The 22,854-nt window shown below is 49.7% G+C and carries 27 protein-coding genes and 1 pseudogene; 21 read left to right on the forward strand and 7 right to left on the reverse strand.

Features of this window, described 5'->3' with window-relative positions:
- From DXB00_RS07850 to DXB00_RS07880, 7 genes are all read right to left on the reverse strand, one after another.
- A complete protein-coding gene (locus DXB00_RS07850; RefSeq protein ID WP_119214741.1) occupies positions 1–1,782 on the reverse strand; it encodes an AAA family ATPase in 1,782 nt (593 codons plus the stop codon).
- Between the two features lie 14 nt (positions 1,783–1,796).
- Complete coding sequence (locus tag DXB00_RS07855; RefSeq protein WP_199697271.1) at positions 1,797–2,378, reverse strand: Rad52/Rad22 family DNA repair protein; 582 nt, start codon at positions 2,376–2,378, stop codon at positions 1,797–1,799.
- 178 nt (positions 2,379–2,556) lie between these two features.
- Positions 2,557–3,216, reverse strand: coding sequence for a hypothetical protein (locus tag DXB00_RS07860; protein ID WP_119214743.1), 660 nt, complete (start codon positions 3,214–3,216; stop codon positions 2,557–2,559).
- Positions 3,217–3,218: 2 nt separating this feature from the next.
- Entirely contained in the window at positions 3,219–3,803 is a 585-nt protein-coding gene (locus tag DXB00_RS07865) for a hypothetical protein (RefSeq protein WP_119214744.1), read from the reverse strand.
- 11 nt (positions 3,804–3,814) lie between these two features.
- Positions 3,815–4,108, reverse strand: coding sequence for a hypothetical protein (locus DXB00_RS07870; protein ID WP_119214745.1), 294 nt, complete (start codon positions 4,106–4,108; stop codon positions 3,815–3,817).
- 21 nt (positions 4,109–4,129) lie between these two features.
- Complete coding sequence (locus DXB00_RS07875; protein ID WP_119214746.1) at positions 4,130–4,855, reverse strand: ThiF family adenylyltransferase; 726 nt, start codon at positions 4,853–4,855, stop codon at positions 4,130–4,132.
- Complete coding sequence (locus DXB00_RS07880) at positions 4,855–6,105, reverse strand: Mov34/MPN/PAD-1 family protein (RefSeq protein WP_119214747.1); 1,251 nt, start codon at positions 6,103–6,105, stop codon at positions 4,855–4,857. Before DXB00_RS07880 ends, DXB00_RS07875 begins: the two co-directional genes overlap by 1 nt.
- 512 nt (positions 6,106–6,617) lie before the next feature.
- On the opposite strand from DXB00_RS07880, the gene DXB00_RS07885 reads away from it, so the two are divergent.
- The 21 genes and pseudogenes from DXB00_RS07885 to DXB00_RS07980 all read left to right on the forward strand — a co-directional run bounded on the left by DXB00_RS07885 (position 6,618) and on the right by DXB00_RS07980 (position 22,842).
- On the forward strand, positions 6,618–7,763 hold the full coding sequence (locus DXB00_RS07885; RefSeq protein ID WP_119214748.1) for a hypothetical protein: 1,146 nt from the start codon (positions 6,618–6,620) through the stop codon (positions 7,761–7,763).
- Positions 7,764–7,775: 12 nt separating this feature from the next.
- Positions 7,776–8,180, forward strand: a complete 405-nt coding sequence (locus DXB00_RS07890; RefSeq protein WP_119214749.1) for a hypothetical protein — start codon at positions 7,776–7,778, stop codon at positions 8,178–8,180.
- 3 nt (positions 8,181–8,183) lie between these two features.
- On the forward strand, positions 8,184–8,543 hold the full coding sequence (locus DXB00_RS07895; protein WP_119214750.1) for a hypothetical protein: 360 nt from the start codon (positions 8,184–8,186) through the stop codon (positions 8,541–8,543).
- On the forward strand, positions 8,543–8,833 hold the full coding sequence (locus DXB00_RS07900; protein ID WP_119214751.1) for a hypothetical protein: 291 nt from the start codon (positions 8,543–8,545) through the stop codon (positions 8,831–8,833). Before DXB00_RS07895 ends, DXB00_RS07900 begins: the two co-directional genes overlap by 1 nt.
- Positions 8,834–8,856: 23 nt before the next feature.
- Entirely contained in the window at positions 8,857–9,390 is a 534-nt protein-coding gene (locus tag DXB00_RS17170) for an AAA family ATPase (RefSeq protein WP_305143092.1), read from the forward strand.
- The gene (locus DXB00_RS17685; protein ID WP_305143093.1) at positions 9,348–10,211 is read left to right on the forward strand and encodes an AAA family ATPase; all 864 of its coding nucleotides are present in this window, start codon (positions 9,348–9,350) and stop codon (positions 10,209–10,211) included. Before DXB00_RS17170 ends, DXB00_RS17685 begins: the two co-directional genes overlap by 43 nt.
- 14 nt (positions 10,212–10,225) lie before the next feature.
- Positions 10,226–10,783: a single-stranded DNA-binding protein gene (locus DXB00_RS07910; RefSeq protein ID WP_119214752.1), complete on the forward strand. Its 558-nt coding sequence runs from the start codon at positions 10,226–10,228 to the stop codon at positions 10,781–10,783.
- A gap of 29 nt (positions 10,784–10,812) precedes the next feature.
- Positions 10,813–11,961, forward strand: coding sequence for a hypothetical protein (locus DXB00_RS07915; RefSeq protein ID WP_147359195.1), 1,149 nt, complete (start codon positions 10,813–10,815; stop codon positions 11,959–11,961).
- Positions 11,962–12,032: 71 nt separating this feature from the next.
- Positions 12,033–12,359 carry a hypothetical protein gene (locus DXB00_RS07920; RefSeq protein ID WP_119214754.1) on the forward strand — a complete coding sequence of 109 codons (327 nt, stop codon included), beginning with the start codon at positions 12,033–12,035 and terminating at the stop codon, positions 12,357–12,359.
- Between the two features lie 26 nt (positions 12,360–12,385).
- On the forward strand, positions 12,386–13,234 hold the full coding sequence (locus DXB00_RS07925; protein ID WP_243107184.1) for an N-6 DNA methylase: 849 nt from the start codon (positions 12,386–12,388) through the stop codon (positions 13,232–13,234).
- Positions 13,235–13,518: 284 nt separating this feature from the next.
- Positions 13,519–13,937, forward strand: a pseudogene (locus DXB00_RS17180) (transposase); the annotation flags it as partial.
- An 89-nt stretch (positions 13,938–14,026) separates the two neighbouring features.
- Complete coding sequence (locus tag DXB00_RS07935; RefSeq protein ID WP_119214756.1) at positions 14,027–14,224, forward strand: hypothetical protein; 198 nt, start codon at positions 14,027–14,029, stop codon at positions 14,222–14,224.
- 202 nt (positions 14,225–14,426) lie between these two features.
- Positions 14,427–15,377 (forward strand): nickel ABC transporter permease, encoded by a 951-nt coding sequence (gene nikB, locus DXB00_RS07940; protein WP_119214757.1) that lies wholly within the window; start codon positions 14,427–14,429, stop codon positions 15,375–15,377.
- On the forward strand, positions 15,374–16,276 hold the full coding sequence (locus DXB00_RS07945) for an ABC transporter permease (protein ID WP_119214758.1): 903 nt from the start codon (positions 15,374–15,376) through the stop codon (positions 16,274–16,276). Before nikB ends, DXB00_RS07945 begins: the two co-directional genes overlap by 4 nt.
- Before the next feature lie 12 nt (positions 16,277–16,288).
- A complete protein-coding gene (locus DXB00_RS07950; RefSeq protein WP_119214759.1) occupies positions 16,289–17,263 on the forward strand; it encodes an ABC transporter ATP-binding protein in 975 nt (324 codons plus the stop codon).
- Positions 17,263–18,225: an ABC transporter ATP-binding protein gene (locus DXB00_RS07955; RefSeq protein WP_119214760.1), complete on the forward strand. Its 963-nt coding sequence runs from the start codon at positions 17,263–17,265 to the stop codon at positions 18,223–18,225. The genes DXB00_RS07950 and DXB00_RS07955 overlap by 1 nt, the downstream gene beginning before the upstream one ends.
- Positions 18,226–18,244: 19 nt before the next feature.
- Positions 18,245–18,835, forward strand: coding sequence for an ABC transporter substrate-binding protein (locus DXB00_RS17690; RefSeq protein ID WP_119214761.1), 591 nt, complete (start codon positions 18,245–18,247; stop codon positions 18,833–18,835).
- Positions 18,724–19,800 carry an ABC transporter substrate-binding protein gene (locus tag DXB00_RS07965; RefSeq protein ID WP_305143095.1) on the forward strand — a complete coding sequence of 359 codons (1,077 nt, stop codon included), beginning with the start codon at positions 18,724–18,726 and terminating at the stop codon, positions 19,798–19,800. Before DXB00_RS17690 ends, DXB00_RS07965 begins: the two co-directional genes overlap by 112 nt.
- 21 nt (positions 19,801–19,821) lie before the next feature.
- Positions 19,822–20,685: a sugar phosphate isomerase/epimerase family protein gene (locus DXB00_RS07970; protein ID WP_119214763.1), complete on the forward strand. Its 864-nt coding sequence runs from the start codon at positions 19,822–19,824 to the stop codon at positions 20,683–20,685.
- Positions 20,686–20,716: 31 nt separating this feature from the next.
- On the forward strand, positions 20,717–21,610 hold the full coding sequence (locus DXB00_RS07975) for an NAD(P)-dependent oxidoreductase (RefSeq protein ID WP_119214764.1): 894 nt from the start codon (positions 20,717–20,719) through the stop codon (positions 21,608–21,610).
- A 110-nt stretch (positions 21,611–21,720) separates the two neighbouring features.
- On the forward strand, positions 21,721–22,842 hold the full coding sequence (locus DXB00_RS07980; RefSeq protein WP_158581278.1) for a Gfo/Idh/MocA family protein: 1,122 nt from the start codon (positions 21,721–21,723) through the stop codon (positions 22,840–22,842).
- Positions 22,843–22,854: the final 12 nt, after the last annotated feature.

Here is a 22,854-nt window from a genome sequence, read left to right on the forward strand (position 1 = left end):
TCACCCTGCCTTACGCTGTACGGTATCAACAGCCTGCACCTGTAAGGTCTGGCCGCTGACAACACGGGTCAGAATAAGCTGTCCGGCAGGCTGCACAGCACCGAGGTCACAAAGCGATTCGGAGTTGTCTACAAACAAGGGATAACTCCTGCTGCTGAGTTTGGTCAGCAGTTCTACAACCTCCAAGCCGCAGCGCACGCGCTCGGACAGCGAAAGCTGTACATAGTCGCGCCCATCATAGGTCAGTTTGAATACATCGCGCACTTCGCCGCTCTCTTTGATGGGCTCAACCAGCTTAAGGGTGGCTTTGTGCAGTTGAACCGGTGCAAACAAAAGCTGTGCACGTTCGGCCTGATAGGCTTTTGCTGCTGTCAGCTTGTCGTTCAGCATACGGATTTGCACATCGAGGTTATCCAATGCTTGTTTTTGTCCCTGCGGCAGACTGGAAAGTAGCTTGCCGATGGTGGCGATCTCGCTTTCCAATCTTGTTTTCTCGGTCATCAGCTTTTCGTACTGTTTTCGTTCGGCATCAGTCAAACCGCCAAACACTCGAACAGCAGTTAATTCTTTGATTCGCGCCTTGATAAGCGCACGCTGCTGTTCGGCAGTTGTTACAGAAGAAAGTTTCTGCAATTCCTGCTCCAGACGAGCGATTTCACCGGAACGCCATGCATCAAATTGCTGGCGCTGTGCTTGTTCCTGTTTGGAAAGTACTTCGCTCTGCCGGCGTAATGCGGTGCCGTCTGTGCGGATTTTTTGCAGGCGTTTGGCGTAGGCGGTCTGTACCTCGGACATAGCGTTTGCATCCATGCGGCGCAAACAGGTCGGACAGGCGCCCTGCTTTTGCAGGTAATCAAGCCGTGCGGCTTCATCGTTATACCGTCCGTACATAAGCTGCAGATCAGACTGCATTTTCTGCAATTTGACCGCATTTACAGAGGAATACTGTCGGGAACGTATAGCGTTCAACTGGCCTCGCAGTTCGGAACGTGCCTTATCAGCAGAATCGTCCTGTACCGCATCGTACTGCTCGGATAACTTCTGGATTTCCGAATCAACAGAAGAGAAATCCTGTGCAGCCTGCTTTTGCTCCAGCGGAGCGATAGCCGCTGTGGTATGTGCGAGAAGTGTCTGCTTCTCCGTCAGCTCTTTCTGCAGCTTCGTGCGCTGCAGTTCGGTCTGTTCAAGCTGACCGCTCAAAACTAAACGGTCCTTTTCAAGCTCCCTCAGTTCATCGCGGCGGGATTTGATATAGGTTGCCGGAACGGCAAGGGCATCGTTTGCAAGGATACCGCGCATATGCTCGCTCAATTTAGTAAGAACTGCTTCGTGCGAAACCGGTGGAAGATACTGCTCGATGAGCTTTCTTCCGTCGCCGCCAAGCACTTCTGTAAAGTACAGTGGATTCAGAAGAGAAAGAATCAGATCTTTGCTGCCGAACCGCTCCGCGAAGTGTTCCTGCGTGGTAGTTGCACCATCTACGGATAACACGGTACGGCTGTTCTGACGAACACGGCGGATTTTGTGGGTACGTCCCTCGTTGGTGTGAATCTCAACTTCGACCCACATCGTAGAAGTGTCGTTGTTGTGCAGTCGGTCCAAATCACGCCCGCCGAAGTACGGAGCACCGGTCAGTGCAAATGCAAGGGCATCTGCAATCGAGGATTTGCCCTGATAGTTGTGGCCGGTGATCTTGGTGAGCTGTCCCAGCGTCCAGATGTGCTCCGTGGCAAAGCCGCGGAATCCGCACAGTGACAGCTGCGTGATAACAAAACTGGTCATAGTGGTTCTCTCCTTTATGCCGCCTGATAGTCGGCAAGTTCATAGTAGCTCCCATTTGCACTGTTTCGCTGTACAATAGAAGCCTGTTGAAGCTGAATACCGTTCACGAGTCCGGGCTTTGTGCCAAAGCTGAAAACTTTCAGTGCACGACCGTCCGGTGTGGTAAGGTCAATCCATGCGGCGTTTGGATAATTTTTAATAGGTGCAGGGGTCAGACCAGTGACGCAGTAGCAGGCCGTGGTTTTATTGCTGCTTTGCGCGGTGCACAGACCGAGCTTTTTCAGTTTCTCAGTGTAATACTGTGTCAGTTCGGCAGGATTAGCGATGCGCTTGCGCTCGTCGATAGCAGTCCACTTTGCATCAAACAGATACAGGTATCGGCCGATGCCCCAGAGAACAGCGGCACGTTTGAAGCTGTCCGAAATACCGCCCTTGATACTCTCAAAGTCCGTGTTTTCGGCGCCGTCGATTTTCTCAATCCACTCCTGCTTGTTCTCATCATAGATGGACAGACCGCAGAGCTGAGAGGGAATTGGTGTACGGTCGGCCTGTTCAGGATTCTCACCGCGGGACGCTTGGGAATGTACTGGTGCCACGGAATATACCGTGTACGCCAACGGAAAGGGCCGACTACATTGTCAAGCCGGATTTGAATGGCTCGGCTGGTGATATACGGTACAGCAAGGCCGGAGCGCTGATGTACCTTGGTGATACGCCATTCTACATCGGACGATGGGAATGGTTCGCTGAGTTGGCGCGAAAGTTCTTCTGCGTTCATAATTTACCTCCTATAAAATCGGAAAGGGTCTTACCAGATGGAATCAGCACATGACTGTAATAGTAATCCGGTGTTTTGTCTTTCAAATGCTCAAAAAGTTCACGGGCACTGAGATTTAAGCGTGTCTGTTCTGGTCGGTAATAGTCATCGCCAAACGGCACGGCCATCACATGATGAACGAGTGTCCGCAGTTTCCGGATCGAATCATATCCGGTAAAGGCATTGGAACCGACACAAAGCGAAAAGTCGTTGACGTTGGGAAATGGGCTTTTGTACAGCACAGTTTGCGGTGTTAACTCTCCTTGATTGGCAATCGCCAGACGAAAGTTCTGCAATCTATCGCCATGGAGGGTACAGGACAGCAGAATCCGCGGAACCGGGAAATTCTCGTACTGCGTGTTGTGATAGGATACTTCGCAGTAATCGAAATCACTTGCGAGCGTTACCGTCCACTGCTCTTTGTGCTCGGTGAGCGCGATACAGTTCGGCGGCAGCAGGCCGCTGTGCTGCGGCGGTGCGTAGCTGTTCTGGCGGATTGCGTGCATAAGTTCATCGTTTTCGATGTACTTGACACGATGCAGGCCGTTCTGGTCAATGATTTCGGTTTTGACTTGGGTTTGCAATGGGTCAAAGTGAAGAATTGCTTCTCGGATCATCGTTAAGCCGCCTCCTTTACGGCAGGTTCGGGGAAGGAAATCAGGTTGTCTGAAGGTATCAAGCCTTGCGCTTTCAGCATGGATAATCGATGAGTGAAGATTCCGATAACCTGTAAAATCCCATCCAGTAAGGACTCGGGGTCATAGAATTGCTCGCAATACACCCAGACTGACAAGCCGTAGCCATACACGTGGTGTGTTTGTGTCACTACTCGGAAATAACAGCTGTATGGGCAGGCATCGAGCAAGGTGTCGTAAACATCCGTACAAATGTCCTTATAATAGGGATCGTCTTTCATACGGATTCCAAGACCATCGGCGTGTTGCTTCACAAAGGTGAAATACTGGCGCATAGGTTCGTCGGAAAAATACATACGTTCACAGGTTTCGCTTTCGTCCCAGCGAATATCAGCGAAATCTGCAGTAGCATTGATCAGATCATACCAGTTACCATAGAGGAAATCTTCGTCACAATCAATGCAGGGGCCGCAGATATCCGTATAGGCATCCAGACGGCCGGCATCACGGAAAGACTGTGCGACAGCCAGCTGTTTGAGGGCATTGGTCAAATCTTCGTAATACTCCATAGGTGTTCTCCTCATACAAAATCGCAGTCTGATTGTACTGCGGGACGGGTATTGAGAGCCTGCTGATACAGCGGAAGCGCTGAGCAATTGTTATCAGCTTCTTCGCAGCGTTCTATAAGTGTATGGATACAGGTCTGGTCAAATTTATTAAAATCCAGATCATCAATGGACACGAGTTCATCTGCCAGCAGAGGTTTCAAAACTTTCTCGATGAGATAAGACTCCCCGGAATCATCGAGGAGTCTTACGGTAAAAGGAAGTTTGTCGAGGTCATTGAGGAATCCGGAGAGATTTAATTTGGACATAAATACTTCTCCTACGGTCTATTATGCTGCCCTCCGTTTGGAGAGCAGCGGTCGGACATTTACGGTTTTGCTGGAAAAGGTCGTCATGCGGGCAACGAGCTCGCCGGTAGCCAGAATGTTATACAGCATACACAGCACGAGCGTTGCCGCCATGATATTTGCGGTAATGGCCTGCGGTGCGGAAACAGACGCTTCCGCGCAGGACTGTTCGGACGGAAATTTATCCGTCGGATCGAGAATATCCGGATAAAAACGAGCCACTGGTTTTTGTACCGTTCGGCCGCCTTTACGGACACCACACACGACCTGACCATTCGACAGTCCGTTGCCGGAGTCGATATAAATGAGATCGCGGGCTTGACAGAACACACTGTTGCAAAGCTGTCGGCTGCGATTGTTGTCCACCGCGCCGATTAGAATGACAAGAGCGTTTCGCTGATTGGGTGTCAGCAGTGTTTTAAGCTGCTGTTCACTCTCTACAAAGCGGTCCGAAAAGCAGGTTTCCATGCCGAATGCGCCGGAATAGCGCGTTGCCAGCACTTCTGCCTTGTTTTTGCCGAGGTCTGACGCGATGAAATTCTGCCGAACGAGGTTCTTCTTCTCCGCGACGTCGCCGTCACAGAGAATGACCTTAGACGGACGAAACAGCGCGTGTAGCAGGCGGTACAGGTGCGGTGCGATGTGCCCGCCGGTGCCGCCGCAGCCGAGCATAACGATGTGGACGGGGCAGTCTGTGCGAAAACGCATCACGCCGCCTCCTTTCGGTAGGCATGAACGGCAGTGAGCCACGCAGTCGAGAACGGCACATCGGTCCGTTCACAGACCTGTTCGGCGGGAATTTCAATGTGCTGTCCGCCGCAGGCAAACCGGCAGCGGATCTCGGGATAGAACCGATCTAGCCGTCCGATGACCATATACAGGCGCGTGGCCTGTTCGTCCGCATCGTCCGTCCTGGAGAACCGCGCCGCCATCATGTTATGCGAGTGAACCTCCATCACGAGATAATAGCGGCTTTCGTCCGGGCGGTCTGAAAGATCTGTTTCCACGCTGACTGCGGTAGCCTGTTGCGTCGGAACGCGCAGGATATATTCCTGCTCCACGCGGTCCCAGTACACATTGACGAGCGCTTCCATGCAGCGGTCATGCGCTGCGCACACACGGCGAAAGAACGAAATGATTTCCGCAAGCTTGGCGGCTGGAAGCCGGGGCAGGTTCATCTGAAACCCTGCCCGTACCATGTCCAGCTCCACAATTTTTGAGGACGGCGCGATAAACGTACCGATCTCGTTGCGGCGCATTTCGTAAATCTGTCCGTTCTGAGAAGGAATATAGCAGATAGGCGCGTTCGCTTTTTCTGCCGCATCCACGCTTTCGCAGACTGCCTTGTATGCAGGGAAAGGAAGAATTCCCTTCTTCTGCGCGGTGACAGTAGGCTTTACGCTGCAAACCGGCAGTTTATCCTTGCTTTTGTGCTTTTTCAGCGCGTCTTTGAATTTCTTGCTCTGTTCCAGTTTGGACTTTGCAGAGTAGATCGTGCTGTTGACGTCGGTGATACGTTCCGTGAGGCCGGCGTAGCTGAGTGTCCAAGAAACATGAGCACGCGCTTCCAGCTCAGGGCAGTCTGCGGACATTTTCACACGAAGCTGCTCAAAGGTCATGTCTGCATCGGTGATTTCGGCCTGAATCGAAGCGTAGTCGAATACAGGGCAACTTGTGGTGACTTTCACCAGAAGTTCTGCAAGCGAATCTTCCTCACTCTGTTCTACAACTGCACCGAACAGATCAATGATGTTGTCCGGCTGAGAAGCGGCGGGCTGTTCGGCAGCAAAGGGAGTGGTCTGCTGTTCGGTGGATGGCGTTGGTTCGGGAACGATAGTTTCTGTGGGTGCGGTCTGTGCGATTTCCGGAAGCGGAGTGCTTTCGGGAGCGACAGGTGCGGGCGATGCTGCAAACAGATCGTCCAGACTCATGGGGTTCGGGTTGTTTTCGGTGTTCATAAGGGTTCCTCCTTCGTTTTTTTGCAACAAAAAAAACCACACGATTCCAGTTAAGGATTCATGTGGTCTGGTTTGTCTTACAGGTTTCAAAGATTCGGCTACGACCCAAAGACAGAAAAATGCCTGGGCGGGTACGTTGACATAGTGATACTTTGACCTGTTATAGAATCACTATATAACAAGAATGAAAAAATGAACAGTTGAGAATTATTCTGCTTGGCCATATAAAACTTGCGGTGATTTTCACATTTAACTACAAGCTCAGTAATTTAGTACCCTCGCCTTTATTTGAGGAATAATCTTCAACTGGTATTTACTCTGTTGCAGATGTACATTATTGTTATACTCAGGTCAAAGTAACACTATGTCAACGTATCCGCCCGGGCATTATTATGCTCCGAGTCGTATCTTACTCTTTGAACCTGAAACGAGCATTTAAGACCATATGAACCCTAAACGGGAGCATATGGTCTTTTTCTATGCTCAAAACGAAAAAAGGAGGAACCAAATCTATGAAGTTTTCCGCAAACCGCTCGGAAATGCAGCCAATCATCAAGCGATGTTGTCTTGTGATCGGACGTCAATTCCTTGCAAAAGAGAAAGTCTGCGTCCTAATGGAAGCGGATGAGGACCACAACCATGTGCAGTTTACTGCAATGGGAAACGAATGTGTCTTGCAAGCGCGGCTGAACTGTTATGTTGAGCACAGCGGCAAGGCTATGATGATCGGCAGTGTACTGCAATCCATGCTGGAACTGTTCCGTGAGGAAGTAACCACCGTAGAAACCGATGATACGACAATTTCCGTTCGCAACGCAAAGACCGGATACTGTTTCGCTCTCATGGATGCCAAGAAATATCCTGTCCCAGAGCCATGTACGCCGGAATCGCTGACAGAAGCAGACGGATTTTACGAGATCAGCTCCAAAGTTCTGTTTTCTGCCGCCAAAGACAGCGAGCAAAACCTGCGCGTGCTGAACTGCATCCGAGTCACCGTACACGATGGGCAATGGTCGGCAACAAGCTGCGATAGCTATCGTCTGACTACGGTATCTCAAGATACTACGCAAACCCAACCGCTGGATATGTTGTTAGCTGTAGATGCCATGAAAACGGTATTGCACGTATTTAACGGAATACCACATTACAAAGTCGGTGTTTCTAACGGTAATGCAGTGTTCTGCGGTCCCGGCATGGTGCTTCGTGCGCGATTGAACGAGGAACAGTATGTGAATATCCAGCCGCTGATAGACCATTTTCATATGGTTCATGAGGCACAGGTTGATGGTGGTGTACTGCTGGATACGCTCAAACGAATTAGTGCAGGCAGTACGACCAACGCCAAACTGCTGTTGCTGCCGGTAGATGATCGCACTATGCGGTTACAGTTCATCTCTAATGCCAACAGCACAGTCAGCGGTCAGATTGAGATGGACTGCGTGGTTAAAACACCACTTCCCAAGGACGGCTTTTGCTACAACTATATTTATCTAAAGGAAGCGGCCTCGCTCATGCAGGGCAACGATATTGCAGTCCAGTTTGACAAGACCGGAGCCATGATGCTGCGAGCTGACAACGAGCTGCATTTGCTGCTGCCGACTCGGCAGCCGAAAGTCGAAGAGAAACCCAAGACTAAACGCACGCGCAAAGCGGCGTAAAAGGAGAAAAAGATGAAGAAACCTATCCTGATTCCTATTGGCGTAGCGGAGCGAATGACTTCGTTCAAGCCGGAAAACCGTCTGCTCAGTGCAGTTGGTCAGTTTTCACCGAAGCGCAAGAATTTCTGGTATCCGGTTCAGAGCTATTTTCTGACCGAACAGAGCATCAACGAGGCAAATACGTTTTTCAAGCGCCTCGCTCGCACGGTACTCCGCAGCGATGCGGCTATGCGTCGTTTCTGCGCGGCAAACGAAGATGCTAAACAGCCGGATTACTGGTGTCCGACCTATGATTTTGCGTATTTTGGCAAGGTAAACGATTACCGTTTACGCTGTATGTGCAATCACGGGGACTTCAACTACATGCTGATGGTATATCAGAAAAACAGACCATATATGAACAGAAAGGCGGCATAAATAATGACAACAGATACTTTAAATCGACCATTAACCGAATCGGAATGTGCGCTGGTCGCACAGTACCACAAACTGATTTATTGCGTAATTAAAGACTGCCATTTGCCGAATGATGCGGCAGCAGATGCCTATGGCGAAGCAGCTTTAGGATTGATTCTCGCGGCACAGCGGTATGTACAGAGCGAAGAACTGCAGAAATACTGCTTTTCTACAATCGCATATAGCAGTATGCGTGCTGCTTTGCTGCGCCAGCACCGCCAGATTGTCCACCAGCCGGTGATGCTCAGTCTGGATGAGGAGCTGCCGAGCGGTACAACGCTGTATGAGCTGATTCCGTCCGTTTCCGGAGAGGAGGCGGCGTGATGAGTGATCATACCGGTGTATATGCAGTGTATTTTCTGTACCGTTCCCGCTATGCCTTTGTTTCCAGTCACAGCTTGGAGGATGACGAACACAATGTCACGTTAAGCGGACTGGAAAAGGCGCTGCTCTTTATGCATGAAGCGGATGCTTATGTGTTCATCGAACGGGAACTGCAGCAGGCTGTCGGCAAAATGTATCATGTCAGCGAACTGTCGCTGGATGAAGTTTTGCAGTATTGCCCGCAGATTTATGAGGTGCGCCGTGCATCTAAGAATAATGGCGCCGCATGACCAGACAAGGAGAAAGGACTACTATGTTACGAGATAAAATGCTGGCAGTTATATCAGAACTGAACGGCGAAATTGCCGAGCGTGCAGAACTGATCCATGCGATTGCAATGGCGCTCCTGTCGGGCAGCAACCTGTTTATTCTGGGTGATCCCGGACAGGCCAAGAGCTTCGCAATCAATGAGTTTCGCAAGCGCATTACCGGTACAAGACAGTTTGAACGCCTGCTTTCCAAGCAGACAGACGAAGAAGCGCTGTTTGGTCGTCTTGATCTGGCGAGCCTGATTCCCGGTGCAGTACCGGCGCAGGTGCTTGCGAAAGATCCCCATTATCAGCAGATGAAGCAGCAGCTGAACGCTATTATGCAGACCGTACAGACGAATCCGGCGGATACTGCAGCTGCGGCACGGCTGAAACAGCTCACCGAGGCTATGGAGCAGTACCAGAAAGGTCTGTCGCTTTTGACCGAGGCACACCGACGACTATTACCAAAGGGAAAATTCCAGATGCACATATTGTGTTTCTTGACGAAATTTTCAAAGCCGGTGATGGCATTTTGAACTCGCTGTTGACCGTACTGAACGAACGCCGCTATACCAACGAAGGCGTAACGACCGATGTTCCTGTCATTTCGTTCTTTTCGGCCTCCAATGAGATTCCAAACTTCCGCAATGCAGAGGAACAGATTTTGGCACCGCTGTATGACCGTTTTCAGCTGAAAGTGGTCACGCGCAATGTGCAAAATCGTAAAGCACGGCTCCGCATCCTCAAAGAAAAGCAAAACGAACAATTCGGTACGGTTACAGCAACAATCGCATTGGGAGAGCTGTATGCCATGCAGAGGCAGGTGCAGCTGGTGCCTGTGCCGGAATCCATTAATGAACTGATGGACGATGTGCTGTGCGAACTGCGCCGTCAGAATATTACGGTATCTGACCGCAAATTCTTTGGCTTCGGACGCATTGCTCAGGCGGCTGCATGGCTTGCCGGACACGCAGAAGTCCAGCCGAATGATTTGCTTTCGCTCAAAAATTATCTCTGGAACGAGCCGAAAGAGATCGAAACGGTGCGTGTCGTACTTGAAAAGCTGTGCGATAACCCGCTGAGAACACATCTGGGCGAACTGCTGCACAAGGGACGGGACGCATTTGCGGCATTTGACGCTGCACCGTCTGTTAAGGCTCTGGTGCCGCTGCGTGCTGCATTTGCAGCGCTTTATCAGGAGTGGTGTGTGCTCGATGACAGTGCACAATCCGATGAACAGCGGGCGCAGACCGCAGAAACGCTGGCAGATTTGGAATCGCTCAATCGAAAAGCGCATGATACGTGTCATTTTTCGTACAGCACATTGAAAGAACTCAGTCTGTTACAGGCTGTTTAAGGAGGAGTATAACGATGTTAAACCAGATTATTTTGATCGGTCGATTGACCAAGGACCCGGAACGCCGCGGTCAGAACAGCGAAAAACCGGTAGTAGTCATTCGTCTTGCCGTGGATCGTGATTTCAAGCGCGATGGTGATCCGGAGGCGGACTTCTTTGGCTGTACCGTATTCGGAAATCAGGCGAAGTTCGTGCTGGAATTCGGCAGAAAGGGCCGTCTGGTGTCCCTGGTGGGCCGGATGCAGCAGCGCGAATGGACGGACCAGCAGACCGGCGAAAAGCACATGACATATGAGGTGGTTGGTTCCGACATCAAGTTCCTTGATAAAAAGCCTGAAACGACAGGTGCGCCTGGCGCGCCGAACGCTGCCGCGGTACCGTCGGCTTCCGCTCCGACAATGGCTCCGCCTGCACCGCAGGCACAGCAGCCGGCAGCACAGCCCTCGATGGGCGGCTATCCGCAGCCGATCCAGGGTGCTGCAGCACAGTATCCGACACCGGACTTTTCCGGTGTACCGGATGGCTATGCATGGGGGCCTGGCGGAACACCGACTGACAAACCGCCGTTCTAACGATAAAACCAATCGTACCGCAGAGTTTTATGCTCTGCGGTACAACTTTTATAGGAGAATATACAATGAAATACAGATTTTTTACATTAGAGCAGGCAGAAAACGCTTTAAAGCAAGCCGATAGTGGAAATGCACTGCACATGGATTCCGCTTTTCGTCCTACTAGACTGGAACAGATGGTATTTGAGGATGCCGGCGGCCATCCTGAGGATAAGCTGTTGGCAGAATTGTTTCATATGCTGTATGCAACGGACCATCGCAGCACCTCACCGGATCAGCGTACGCCGCAGGCTACCATTCGAGCAGCGGTTCTGAATGAAATGATGAACCAGTCGGAATATGCTGAACTGCGGTATTCCTGCATGGGCAATGACGTTGCAGCGCTGGAAACCGCGAAAATACTGGAACAGACCATTACTGAAATGAAAAAGCGCTTGGCTGATGTGGCTGGAAAGCTGGCTTTAGTTTTGTCAAGGCTTTTGAAAAAACAGTGCTGTTTACACGCAAAAATGCAGGACTGCATGAATGAAGTGCAGAAGAACAATGCAAAACTGCCTGAAACGCTTCGTACAGCCGAGCAATTTTCCAGTGTCACCGAACAGATTAGTGTTGTACAGGAGATGCTGTCTGATGCGCTTCGCACACAACTTTCGCAGGAGAGAACGGCGCTGCAGGCTGTAATGCAGAGCGGGCTGGAAACTGCCCAGACAGCAGCCTATGCATCTGCCTGCTGGGGAAGCGGTGACGGTACCGGCAAGGAGAAAGCACAGCAAAACAAAGAACTGCTGCAAAAACTGAAGGATAACACCTACTTGCAGGATATTACCCGTCAACTGGGGCGCATGAAAGAAGTGCTGTCTGCATTACGAAAAAACGCCTATGCACATGGCAGAGGTGAAAAGTTTTCACTGACTCGCGGCCGTGACTTGCAGAATCTCTTGTCTGGTGAACTGGCGCTACTGGCTTCTCCTGCTACAACACCGCTGTTTATGCGGCGGTATGCGGCTAAAGGTCTGGTGCAGTATGCCAAGCGTGAAAAAATCCGTAAGGGACGTGGCGATGTGATCGTCTGTCTGGATGAATCCGGTTCTACCAACGGTGAAAATGCCGCATGGGGTAAGGCGCTTGCGCTTGCAGTGCAGGATATCTGTGCACATGAAGGCCGGAAATTTGCCTGATTCACTTTTCGGGCAAGAATTCCATCCGTACAGATCGTTTTCTGCCGGGGAAGTTCACGAATAGTGACTTGTTGGCTGCTGCAGAACACTTCTTTGATGGCGGTACGAATTTTGAAGCACCACTGACCGAAGCATTGCGTCTTATCCGCGAAGAAGAATTTTCAAACGCAGATATTCTATTCGTTACTGACGGATACTGTGACATTTCGGATAACTTGGCCGAGCAGCTGCAAGCTGAAATCTCTGCGGAACGGTGTTCTGTGATTGGTCTGCTGATGGATCGGGACTCGGCTGGCAATGCATTTTCGTTGGACCGATTCTGCGAAAAGGTATTGCGCATGAGTGCAATGGACAATGAATCAGCAGAATTGACAATCATGGAGCGATTCGTGTCGTAAATGAGAGCGGAAAGGAGAAAATTATATTGTCCCAGAGAGAAAATTTATCGCAAACAATCAACCTCTCTCTTTCAGAGTGGTTGAATACAGCAGAAGAAACAACAGTGCCCTTGCCATCGGTAAGGGCTATGCAGAAACCGAAAGATTACCCAAAGAAGTTTTTGAAAACTTTTCAGCAGCTTTCTTCCGCTAGGCATCACCCGCTGGAGGTTTGGCAAGATTTTGTGCTGATGGCGGCCTGCGCGTTATCTAACCCGCTGGATAAGGAACACTTTGAAGAACGGGAGAAGCGTTATCTGCAAACGATTAGGAAGTATAACAAACAGGAGCAGGGAATGTTCCCTGAATTGTTGGCCCAACTGGTTATGGCATTGGAGAACAACTCTGAACAGGACTTCCTGGGCGAAGCCTATATGCGACTTAATCTTAGCAGAAAAACATTGCAGCAGATATTCACGCCATATCATGTCTGCCAAATGATGGCGGCTATCGTGATGGGTAATATCACAAAGCAGGTTGAGAATCAAGGCTATATTACAATCAATGATCCGTGCTGCGGCGGTGGTGCAACGCTGATCGCTGGCGTACATGAAGCAAAACATCAGCTTGAAAAGGCAAATCTAAATTACCAGAACCACGTGCTTGTAGTGGCACAAGACATTGACGAAACAGTTGCGCTGATGTGTTATATTCAGCTGTCACTGTTAGGTGTTGCAGGGTACGTTAAGGTCGGCAATTCGCTGACAGAGCCTATGGCATCCGGTGATACTACAAAAAATTACTGGTTTACACCGATGTATTTTGCAAATGTCTGGACCGCGCGACGTATGTTGCAAAATACCAGATTGAACGAAACAATCTCGAAGATTGTATAAACAGCCTACTGCCCTCTATGTGCTAAGCAGCATATAGAGGGCAGTTTGTATTCAAAAAACTTTAGCATTCTACGATTTGCGTACTGGAAATACCGATTGTTACTTAAATGGAGCATTTTTTGTTCGAGAAGTAAACGAATTTTGGTTATCGTGCGGATGATTCTTATATTTCCTTTGCAGAAGATTTTGTGAACAATACAATCTCTTTGCGTGACTTAAATATGGCAATGCAACTCGGTACGCTTGGTGAACAAGTTGAGCTGCTTTCTGAACGCTCCTTTGGGCACTTTAACTATAAAGCCCATATCGGAGTAGATAAAGAAAGTGGTTTGGTTCATACGGTAAAAGTGACAGTTGCCAACGAGTATGGTGTTACGGTGATCTCAGAACTTCTTGCCGGAGATGAGAAAGAAGTCTATGGAGATAGCGTCTAGCTCGGAGCGGAGAAACGTCCGGAAGCGCTGAAGAAAAACAAAGCCGGTAAGTCTGTCCACTATAAAATCAATCGCCGTCCCAGTCAAAGTAAGAATAACTCCGCACGCTCCCAAGCACAAATCAAACGCCGTGAGCATGAGAAATCCTCTGTACGCGCCAAGGTTGAACATTTTTTGCTGTGGTTAAGCTACAGCTTCGTTTCCACAAGATGCGATACCGAGGATTGCAAAAGAAAATTGCAAAAATGAATATTATGTTTGCCTCGTAAGCAGATTTTGGAATACGTCTGACCTTTTGCGGTTGGACGCTTTTCTGTTTTGGGGAAAGCTCAATTGTGCGGTGTTGCCATAGATAAAGGTGGAAGCTCTGCTTCTGGAAACCTTTTCTGGCACGATTTCGCGCAATATGTTTGATGAAGCGCTGAAAGAGAAGCTGGACAGCAAGGTGACCACGGAAAACTTGAATGAAGTTCAGGAAAATCTTGCAGCGGCCAATGTGGCAATCGAGAAGAAGCTGAACTATATGATTGTTAAGGGAGACGGTCCGGAGAAGTAGGTGGTAGAACTGGACAGGAGAGTGTTTTTTGGGATTTAAAGCGATTTTATATAATGCAGATGCAGTATCAAGCAGAAATTTGAACGGTGTAATGAAATTGTGTGAAAATGTACATGAAATTAAATAATCCTCCATGTTCTTCGGAATTGCCCTATGATATACTTCAACCATAGAAACGGAGACATTGAAAAGGGGTGAAAACATGGGAAAATATATTGTAAAACGTTTAATATCCATGATTCCGGTTCTGTTTGGTGTTATTACGCTTGTGTTTTTCATGCTGCATTTTGCACCGGGTGATCCGGCTCGCACAGTGCTGGGTGAAGCGGCGACAGAAGCGGATATCATGGAACAGCGCGAAAAAATGGGGTTGAACGATCCGCTGATCGTGCAGTATGGACGGTTCCTTGGTGAGGTTGTTACAGGCGATTTCGGCACATCCTATACCTCGGGTCAGCCGGTACTGGATCAGATTCTGGACAGATTTCCTACCACAATGCTTTTGACCATTTTCCCGATTCTGATTATGGTGATCATCGGTATCCCAACCGGTATCATCTCCGCGGTAAAACAGTATTCATGGATGGATAAAATCTCGATGACGATTGCATTAATTGGCGTATCCACACCGACCTTTGTAATTGGTATGGTACTGTCATTGATTTTTGCATTGAATCTGAAGTGGCTGCCGCCCTCCGGATTCTATGGTCCAGAATATTGGGTGCTCCCGTCGTTGGCCATCGGTTTTAACGCAATAGCCTTGCTCACCCGCATGACCAGATCATCCATGCTGGAGGTTATCCGACAGGATTATATTCGGACAGCACGGGCAAAAGGACAGACAGAGCGCAAAATCGTTATGCACCATGCGCTGAAGAACGCGTTGATTCCGATCATCACGGTTATCGGTTTGCAGACTGGCGTGCAATTAGGTGGCGCAATGGTTACAGAAAACTTGTTTGCTATTCCAGGACTTGGTAACTTCATGCTGGAAGCGATCAAGGGGCGCGATTATCCGGTCGTCCAGGGCGGTGTATTGTTTATCGCGTTTACGTTCTGCATTTTGAATCTCATTATCGACCTGATCTATGCATTCGTAGATCCGCGTATTAAAGCACAGTATAAAGTAGGAAAGAAGGTGAAGGTGAAATGAGCATAGCGACCACAAGTAAGCCGGCGGCATCTCGCGAACATACGCCACCGAAAAAGCGTGGACAGTGGGGAGAAGTTTGGAAGAGATTGAAACGCAATAAAATGGCCATTTTTGGCCTGGGAATCTTTGCGATACTGGTATTCCTTGCAGTTTTTGCGGACTTCATTGCACCGTATGGATATGATGATCAGGATCCAGTCAACCGTGCTTTTCTGGTGCCTTGCGCAGCATTTCCCTTCGGTACAGATAATCTGGGCAGATGTATTCTTAGCCGTGTGATCTATGGTGCCCGGATTTCCCTGCAGGTAGGTATTATTGCAGTCGGTATTTCGGCAGTATTGGGTGGCATTATTGGTTCGATTGCAGGCTTTTACGGCAATAGAACAGATAATATCCTCATGCGTTTGATGGACGTTCTGCTGGCAATCCCGGGCATCTTGCTAGCTATCACGATTTCCGCAACGCTTGGCCCTGGCCTGACCAATGCAATGATTGCAGTAGGTATTTCGGGAACGCCCGCCTTCGCCCGCGTGGTTCGCGCTTCGGTGCTTTCTGTACGAGGCAATGAGTATATCGAAGCTGCAAGGGCGATTAATGCTTCTGATTTGCGCATTATTACACGGCATATTCTTCCGAACATAATGGCACCGGTTATTGTTCAAGCAACACTCAATATTGCAACGGCGATTATGACGGCAGCGTCATTGTCCTTCTTGGGCGTAGGTGTACAGCCGCCTATTCCGGAGTGGGGCGCAATGCTTTCGCAGGCGCGAGGCTTCTTGCGCGATTATCCGCACACGGTAATATTCCCAGCGCTCGCTATTCTGTTGACTGTTTTTGCGATCAATTTGCTTGGCGACGGTTTGCGTGATGCGTTGGATCCGAGACTGAAGAAATAAGGGGTGGCGTTTGTGAGCGATAAGTTGTTGGATGTGCGCGATCTGGTAATCGAATATGTTACTGATGATGGAACTGTGCATGCAGTCAACCGTGTGGATTTGCAGATCGGGCGTGGCGAAACGCTAGGTTTGGTCGGTGAGACTGGTGCAGGAAAAACGACGATTGCGCTGAGCTTGCTCGGATTGATTCCTAATCCACCCGGACGGGTTTGTCAAGGCGAAATTATTTTTGAAGGTGAAGATATCACCCAAAAAAGTGACCGGGAGATGCTGAAAATTCGAGGCGATAAAATTTCCATGATTTTTCAGGATCCGATGACGGCACTCAATCCGATCGATACGGTTGGCGATCAAATTTGCGAGACCATTCGTCTGCATGAAAAGATTTCAGCAGCAGATGCGGTAAAGCGGGCCTGCGATGCGCTGGAGTTGGTGGGAATTCCGGCGGAACGCTATGGGGATTATCCTCATCAGTTTTCGGGCGGCATGAAGCAGCGCATTGTAATCGCGATTGCACTGGCCTGCCATCCAGAGTTGCTGATAGCTGATGAGCCTACAACCGCGCTGGATGTAACGATTCAAGCGCAGGTGCTGGAAATGATGAACCAGCTAAAAAAAGACCTTGGTACATCTATGTTGATGATTACGCACGATCTGGGTATTGTCGCCGAGATGTGTGAAAAGGTTGCGATCATTTACGCTGGTGAAATCGTAGAGTTCGGCACAGTGGAGCAAATCTTTGACCACCATAGACATCCCTATACGGAAGGGCTGTTCGGTTCCTTGCCGGGTCTGGATGACACGAGAGAACGTCTGTCACCGATTCCGGGTTTGATGCCTGATCCGACAAATTTGCCGGAAGGGTGCAAATTTAATACCCGTTGCCCCTATTGCACGGAAGAATGCAAACAGGAGCAAAAACTGGTGGATGTTGGAGACGGACATGTGGTGCGTTGCGCTAAGTGGAAAGAAAGGGGGGAAAAGTAATGGGTACGTTATTGGAAGTTAAAGATCTGAAAAAGTATTTTCCTACACCGTCGGGTGTGCTGCACGCAGTGGATGGCGTTTCGTTTACAGTAAACGAAGGCGAAACACTGGGCGTTGTTGGTGAATCCGGCTGCGGCAAATCGACACTAGGTCGAGTGATCCTACATCTGCTGGATATTACGGGCGGATCGATTTATTTCCGTGGACAGGATATCACGAATGTTTCCCCAAAAGAGTTGCGTAAACTGCGCGAGGATATGCAGATTATTTTTCAGGATCCGTTTTCCTCCCTGAATCCTCGCATGACCATTGCGGAGGCCATTGCCGAGCCGCTGATTATTTCCGGAAGCTTTTCTAAGGCAGAGGTGGACAACCGCGTTAAAGAATTGATGGATACGGTAGGTCTGTCGGCGCGTCTAGTTAATACATATCCTCACGAGTTGGATGGCGGGCGCCGGCAGCGTATCGGTATTGCACGGGCATTGGCGCTTAACCCGAAGTTCATTGTGTGCGATGAGCCAGTATCAGCGCTGGATGTTTCCATTCAGGCACAGATCTTGAATCTGATGCAGGATCTGCAAGAGCAGCTGGGATTGACCTACATCTTTATCACACACGATATGTCGGTAGTTAAATATATTTCCCATCATATCTGTGTCATGTACTTAGGGCAGTTGATTGAAAAGAGTCCGTCGAACGAGCTGTTCGCAAAACCATATCATCCATATACCAAAGCGTTGCTTTCTGCGATTCCATTGCCGGATATTCACAGCAAGACAGAGCGCATTCTCTTAAAGGGTGAGTTGACATCTCCGATTGATCCCAAACCGGGATGCCGCTTCTGCCAGCGTTGTCTCTATGCGAAAGAGATATGCTCTCAGAAGGAACCTGAGTTGCAGGAAGTAGAGCCTGGTCATTTTGTAGCATGTCATCTTACAAAAGAAATCAACCCAATGCACTGAATCAGAAGGAGGAAATGGAATGCTAAAGAGAAAAGTAGCGCTGGCACTGGCACTGATTATGAGTGTTTCATTGCTAGCAACAGGTTGTGGTGGCGGCGGATCAGCGGAGGATGCAGCTGGTAAGACTGAACTTGTTGTTGCAACTAATCAGGACCCCAAGGACCTGCACCCGTATAAGCGCGTTAGCAGCCAAATTCTGCGAATCAACAATCAGATTTTTGAGTCGCTGGTTAAACTGGGCGACGAGAACAACACTTATGTTCCCGGTTTGGCGACCGAATGGGAGTATGTTGACGATGGCATGGCCATGCAGTTTACGCTGCGTGAGGACGTAAAGTTTCATAATGGAGAAACCATGACAGCGGAAGATGTTGTGTATTCTTTCCAGGCAGCGAGCAAGGAAACTGCTTCTTCTGGCGGCATTGACTGGCTGGATTGGGATGGCATCAAGCTGTCGATGACAAGACTGTTTATATGCCGTTCACCTATAAGAACTCGATTGCACTTGGCTATCTGGCAACCACCAATCTGTATGTCGTCAGCCAAAAGGCAATGGAAGAGATGGGGGATGGCTTTGGTGCGAAGCCCGTTGGCACTGGTGCTTATATGATCGATGACTGGGTACAGGGTGACTATATCCGCCTGAAAGCCTTTGATGATTACTGGGGCGGCAAGCCGAAAATCGAAACTTTGACTTTCCGCATCATCCCGGAATCTTCGCAGGCAATGATCGAACTTGAGACCGGCGGCATTGATTTGGCGTTGGATATTTCGGGCAATGATATCACGCGTGTAGAAAAAAATGAAGAACTCAAGATGATTCGCGGCCGTTCGGTCACAAATGACTTTGTTTGCTTCAATACATCTAAGGAGCCGTTCAATAATGCAACACTGCGCAAGGCAGTCGCCTATGCAATTGATCCGAATGCAATCCTGCAAGCTGTTTATCAAGGCCAGGGACAGATTGCTTACGGTCCGCTGACTACTGATACTTGGGCATTTGATGAGAGCCTGAAAACCAATCCACCGTATACATATGATCTGGACAAGGCGAAGAAACTCATGGTGGAAGCTGGTTATCCCGATGGTGGCCTGACGGTAGAACTGTATATCGATGACAAGGCAGCTCGTATTTCGGCAGCAGAGGTTATCAAGAACCAGCTGGCTGCAATTGGTATCACGGTAAATATCCATTCGTATGATTACGCAACCTGGTTCAATATCTTGTTTGAAGGTACGGAAGATGACATGTTCCTCAACGGTATCAATGCATCGACCGGCGAACCGGATAAGTGCTTCTATCAGATTATGCACAAGGATTTTGCAGTTTCGGGCGGCACCAATATGATGCGCTACGTCAACGATGAGTTCAGCAAGTTGCTGGATGATGCGCGTACCTCGACGGATGATGCTTTTAAGGAAGAATGCTATATCAAGGCGCAGCAGATCTTCATGGAAGATGTACCGGGCATTGCGTACTATCAGCGCAATCAGGAATGTGCAGCACGCGCTAATTTGCAGGGTGTAAAGCTGATTGGTGAGAGCTTTGATCTGACCAGCTGTTATTTTGAGTAAAAAGATTTGGAGGAATTTAAAATGAAAATCAGTGCAATTACCAACGGCATCAGTCAGGATTATGAGACTGCATGTCAGATCATGAATGAAACCGGTGTAAAATATGCCGAGCTGCAGGAAGCCTATGGCAAGCGCGTCGAATACCTTACGCTGGACGATGCACGTAAGATCAAGGCACTCAATGATCAGTATGATATTGAGGTTGCCAGCGTAACGACACATGCCTTTGTCGGCATTGGTGTCGGCGGCATCGAAGTCGGTGATGAGAAGTATCAGGAGCAGATGGCGTTGCTGAAAAACGGCATCGAGATTGCTAAGATCGTTGGCGCCAAGCATGTTCGCGCAATGTGCTTTGCCCGCCAGATCGTAATGTGGGGCAAGAATGGTGCGGATCAGTGGAATGCTGGTGGCAACAAGGCTTGGCCGAAGTTCATTGAGCTGTATCGCCCGATCGCAAAGCTGGCTGAGGAGGAAGGCATTAGCTTAATCGTCGAGAACGGCTTCAACGGCATGCTGACTTCCGCTTACACCGCACGCCGCTTTATCGAGGATCTCGGCAGCCCGAACGTATCTGTGCTGTGGGATCCGGCCAATGCGGCTTGGGTTGGCGACATTGCGTACCCGAATGGCTACGAAGAAGTGAAGAACTGCTTGGGTCATGTGCATATCAAGGATATGCTACTCGATCCGGTTCGCTCTACGGCAGAGGTTGTGGCGATCGGTCGCGGAGATCTTGCTCCCTACCTGACGCGTATTGCAAAGGCGCTGCGTGATGACGGCTATGATGGATTCGTCTCGCTGGAGAACATCTATCGTCCGGAAGGCAAGGATTATGTAGACGGCTATCGCATTGATATTGAGACCCTCAAGGAAATTTTTGCATAAAAAACATATTATAATATAAGGAGTGTTTGTGATGAGAACTGTTGGTGTAATCGGTCTGGGCAATATGGGTATGGGTATTGCAAAGAACCTGCTTAAGGCTGGCTTTACGACGCGCGGCTACGATCTGTTTGAGGCGAAGCGCGAAGAACTGAGAGGTTACGGTGGCGTACCGTGCTTCTCTCCGGCAGAAGTCGGTGATGGCGCGGAAGTCGTATTCGTTATGGTTATGAACGGTGCGCAGGCGCTGGACGTTGCCTTTGGTGAAAATGGCCTGTGCAAGACCATGAAGCCGGGCTCAGTTCTGTTCCTGACTGCTACTATCGGCATGGGCTATGCGCAGCAGCTGGCAAAGGGCCTGCAGGAGTACGGCATTGAGATGATCGATTCCGGCGTATCGGGCGGCCTCTCGGGTGCGCATAACGGCACGCTGACCCTCATGGCTTCCGGCAAGAAGGAAGTATATGATTCTTGCAAGGACGTTATGGATGCTATTGCAAGCAATCCGAACCATGTTGGCACCGAGCCCGGTCAGGGTCAGGTTGTTAAGTCTTGCCTGCAGGCGCTGATCGGCGCTGAGTTCACCGCTACCTTCGAGCTGCTGGTTATGGGCGCGAAGGCTGGCGTTGACCCGCAGATTCTACTCGACGTTATCGGCACCTCCGGCGGCGGTTGCGGCGTATTTAAGAACTGCGTACCGCTGATTATGGATCGTAAGTTCAAAGATACCGGTTCTGCTATTACGACGATGTCCAAGGACCTCAACATCACCATGGATCTTGCGCGTGAGGTAGGCTGCTATATGCCGACGACCGCTAGCGCAAGAGAACTCTTCATGGCTGGCCTGACCCGTTACCCGGATGAGGACAACTGGTCTATCACTAAGATTCTGGAAGAGATCGCAGGCGTACAGGTTAAGCGCAAGTAAAACGAATTCATATCACTCATTTACTCTCTCTCTTGTTAGGAACAGGCGACCCGCGCTTTATGCAATGGGTCGTCTGCTCCTTTGGGGGGGGATGGAAAGGGGAGAAAACGATGCTTCGATTTGGAATGGTTGGCGGCGGAAATGGTGGCCAGATTGGTGCGGCACATTACCGCGCTGCGTTGTTGGATGGACAGCTCCTATTATCGGCAGGCTGTTTTTCGCGCGACTGGGAAAAGAATGTGCAGCAGGGACAGGTTTGGGGCGTGGATCAGCAGCGTATTTACGCGAATGCCTTCGAAATGGCGGAGCGGGAAGCTGCACGCGGGGATGGGATAGATTTTGTCGTGATCGCGACCCCGAATGAGAGCCATTATGCTATCGCGTGCAGCTTTTTGGAAAAGGGGATCCATGTATTCTGTGAAAAGCCGCTGACAAACGTTTCGGAACAGGCATGCGAGCTGACGGCGTTGGCACAGCGCACAGGGACCTTGCTGGCAGTGAACTATACATATTCAGGGTATCCGATGATTCGACAGGCGCGTGCGATGGTTGAATCGGGGGCACTCGGACGAATTTTTAAGGTGGTCAGCGAATATCGGCAGGATGGTCAGATCATCCGGACAGCAAATTTTAAACCCTGGCATTTTGACCCGCAAATTGCCGGGGCGTCGGCATGTACGGCGAATATCGGCACCCATATCGAATATTTGGTTGCCTGTATGACTGGACTGCGGATCGAGTCGATCGCAGCGATTTTTGACAGCGTTCCTAAAGAGCGACCAATGGAGACTGATTTTTCCGCGATGGTGCGCTACGTTGGTGGAGCAACCGGCACGATGTGGGGCTGCAAAACTGCTGTTGGAGAAGATTGCAATATTAATATTCGGATTATGGGGGAGAAGGGATCCTTAGAGTGGTCTCATCTGCAGCCGCAACTGCTGAAAGTGGCGCTGCTAGATCAGCCGGTGCAGATTTATGCAGCCGGACGGGACTATCTGGATGCAAAAACGCGCGCAATGACCCGTTTGTCAAATGGGCAGGTAGAAGGATATCATGATGCTTTTGCTAACTTATATCGAGAATGGGTGCGCCATATCGAGGATCATAAGAAAGGGATTTCACGGCCGCCATATTGGTATCCCACAGGCGGGGATGGGGTCAATGGCGTGCGTTTTGTGCAGGCCTGCGTAAAGAGCCATCAGCAGAATGGTGCATGGGTAGAACTGGAATAAATATCCGGTTGA

Source organism: Butyricicoccus sp. OF10-2, assembly GCF_003481925.1.
GTDB lineage: Bacteria > Bacillota > Clostridia > Oscillospirales > Butyricicoccaceae > Agathobaculum > Agathobaculum butyriciproducens.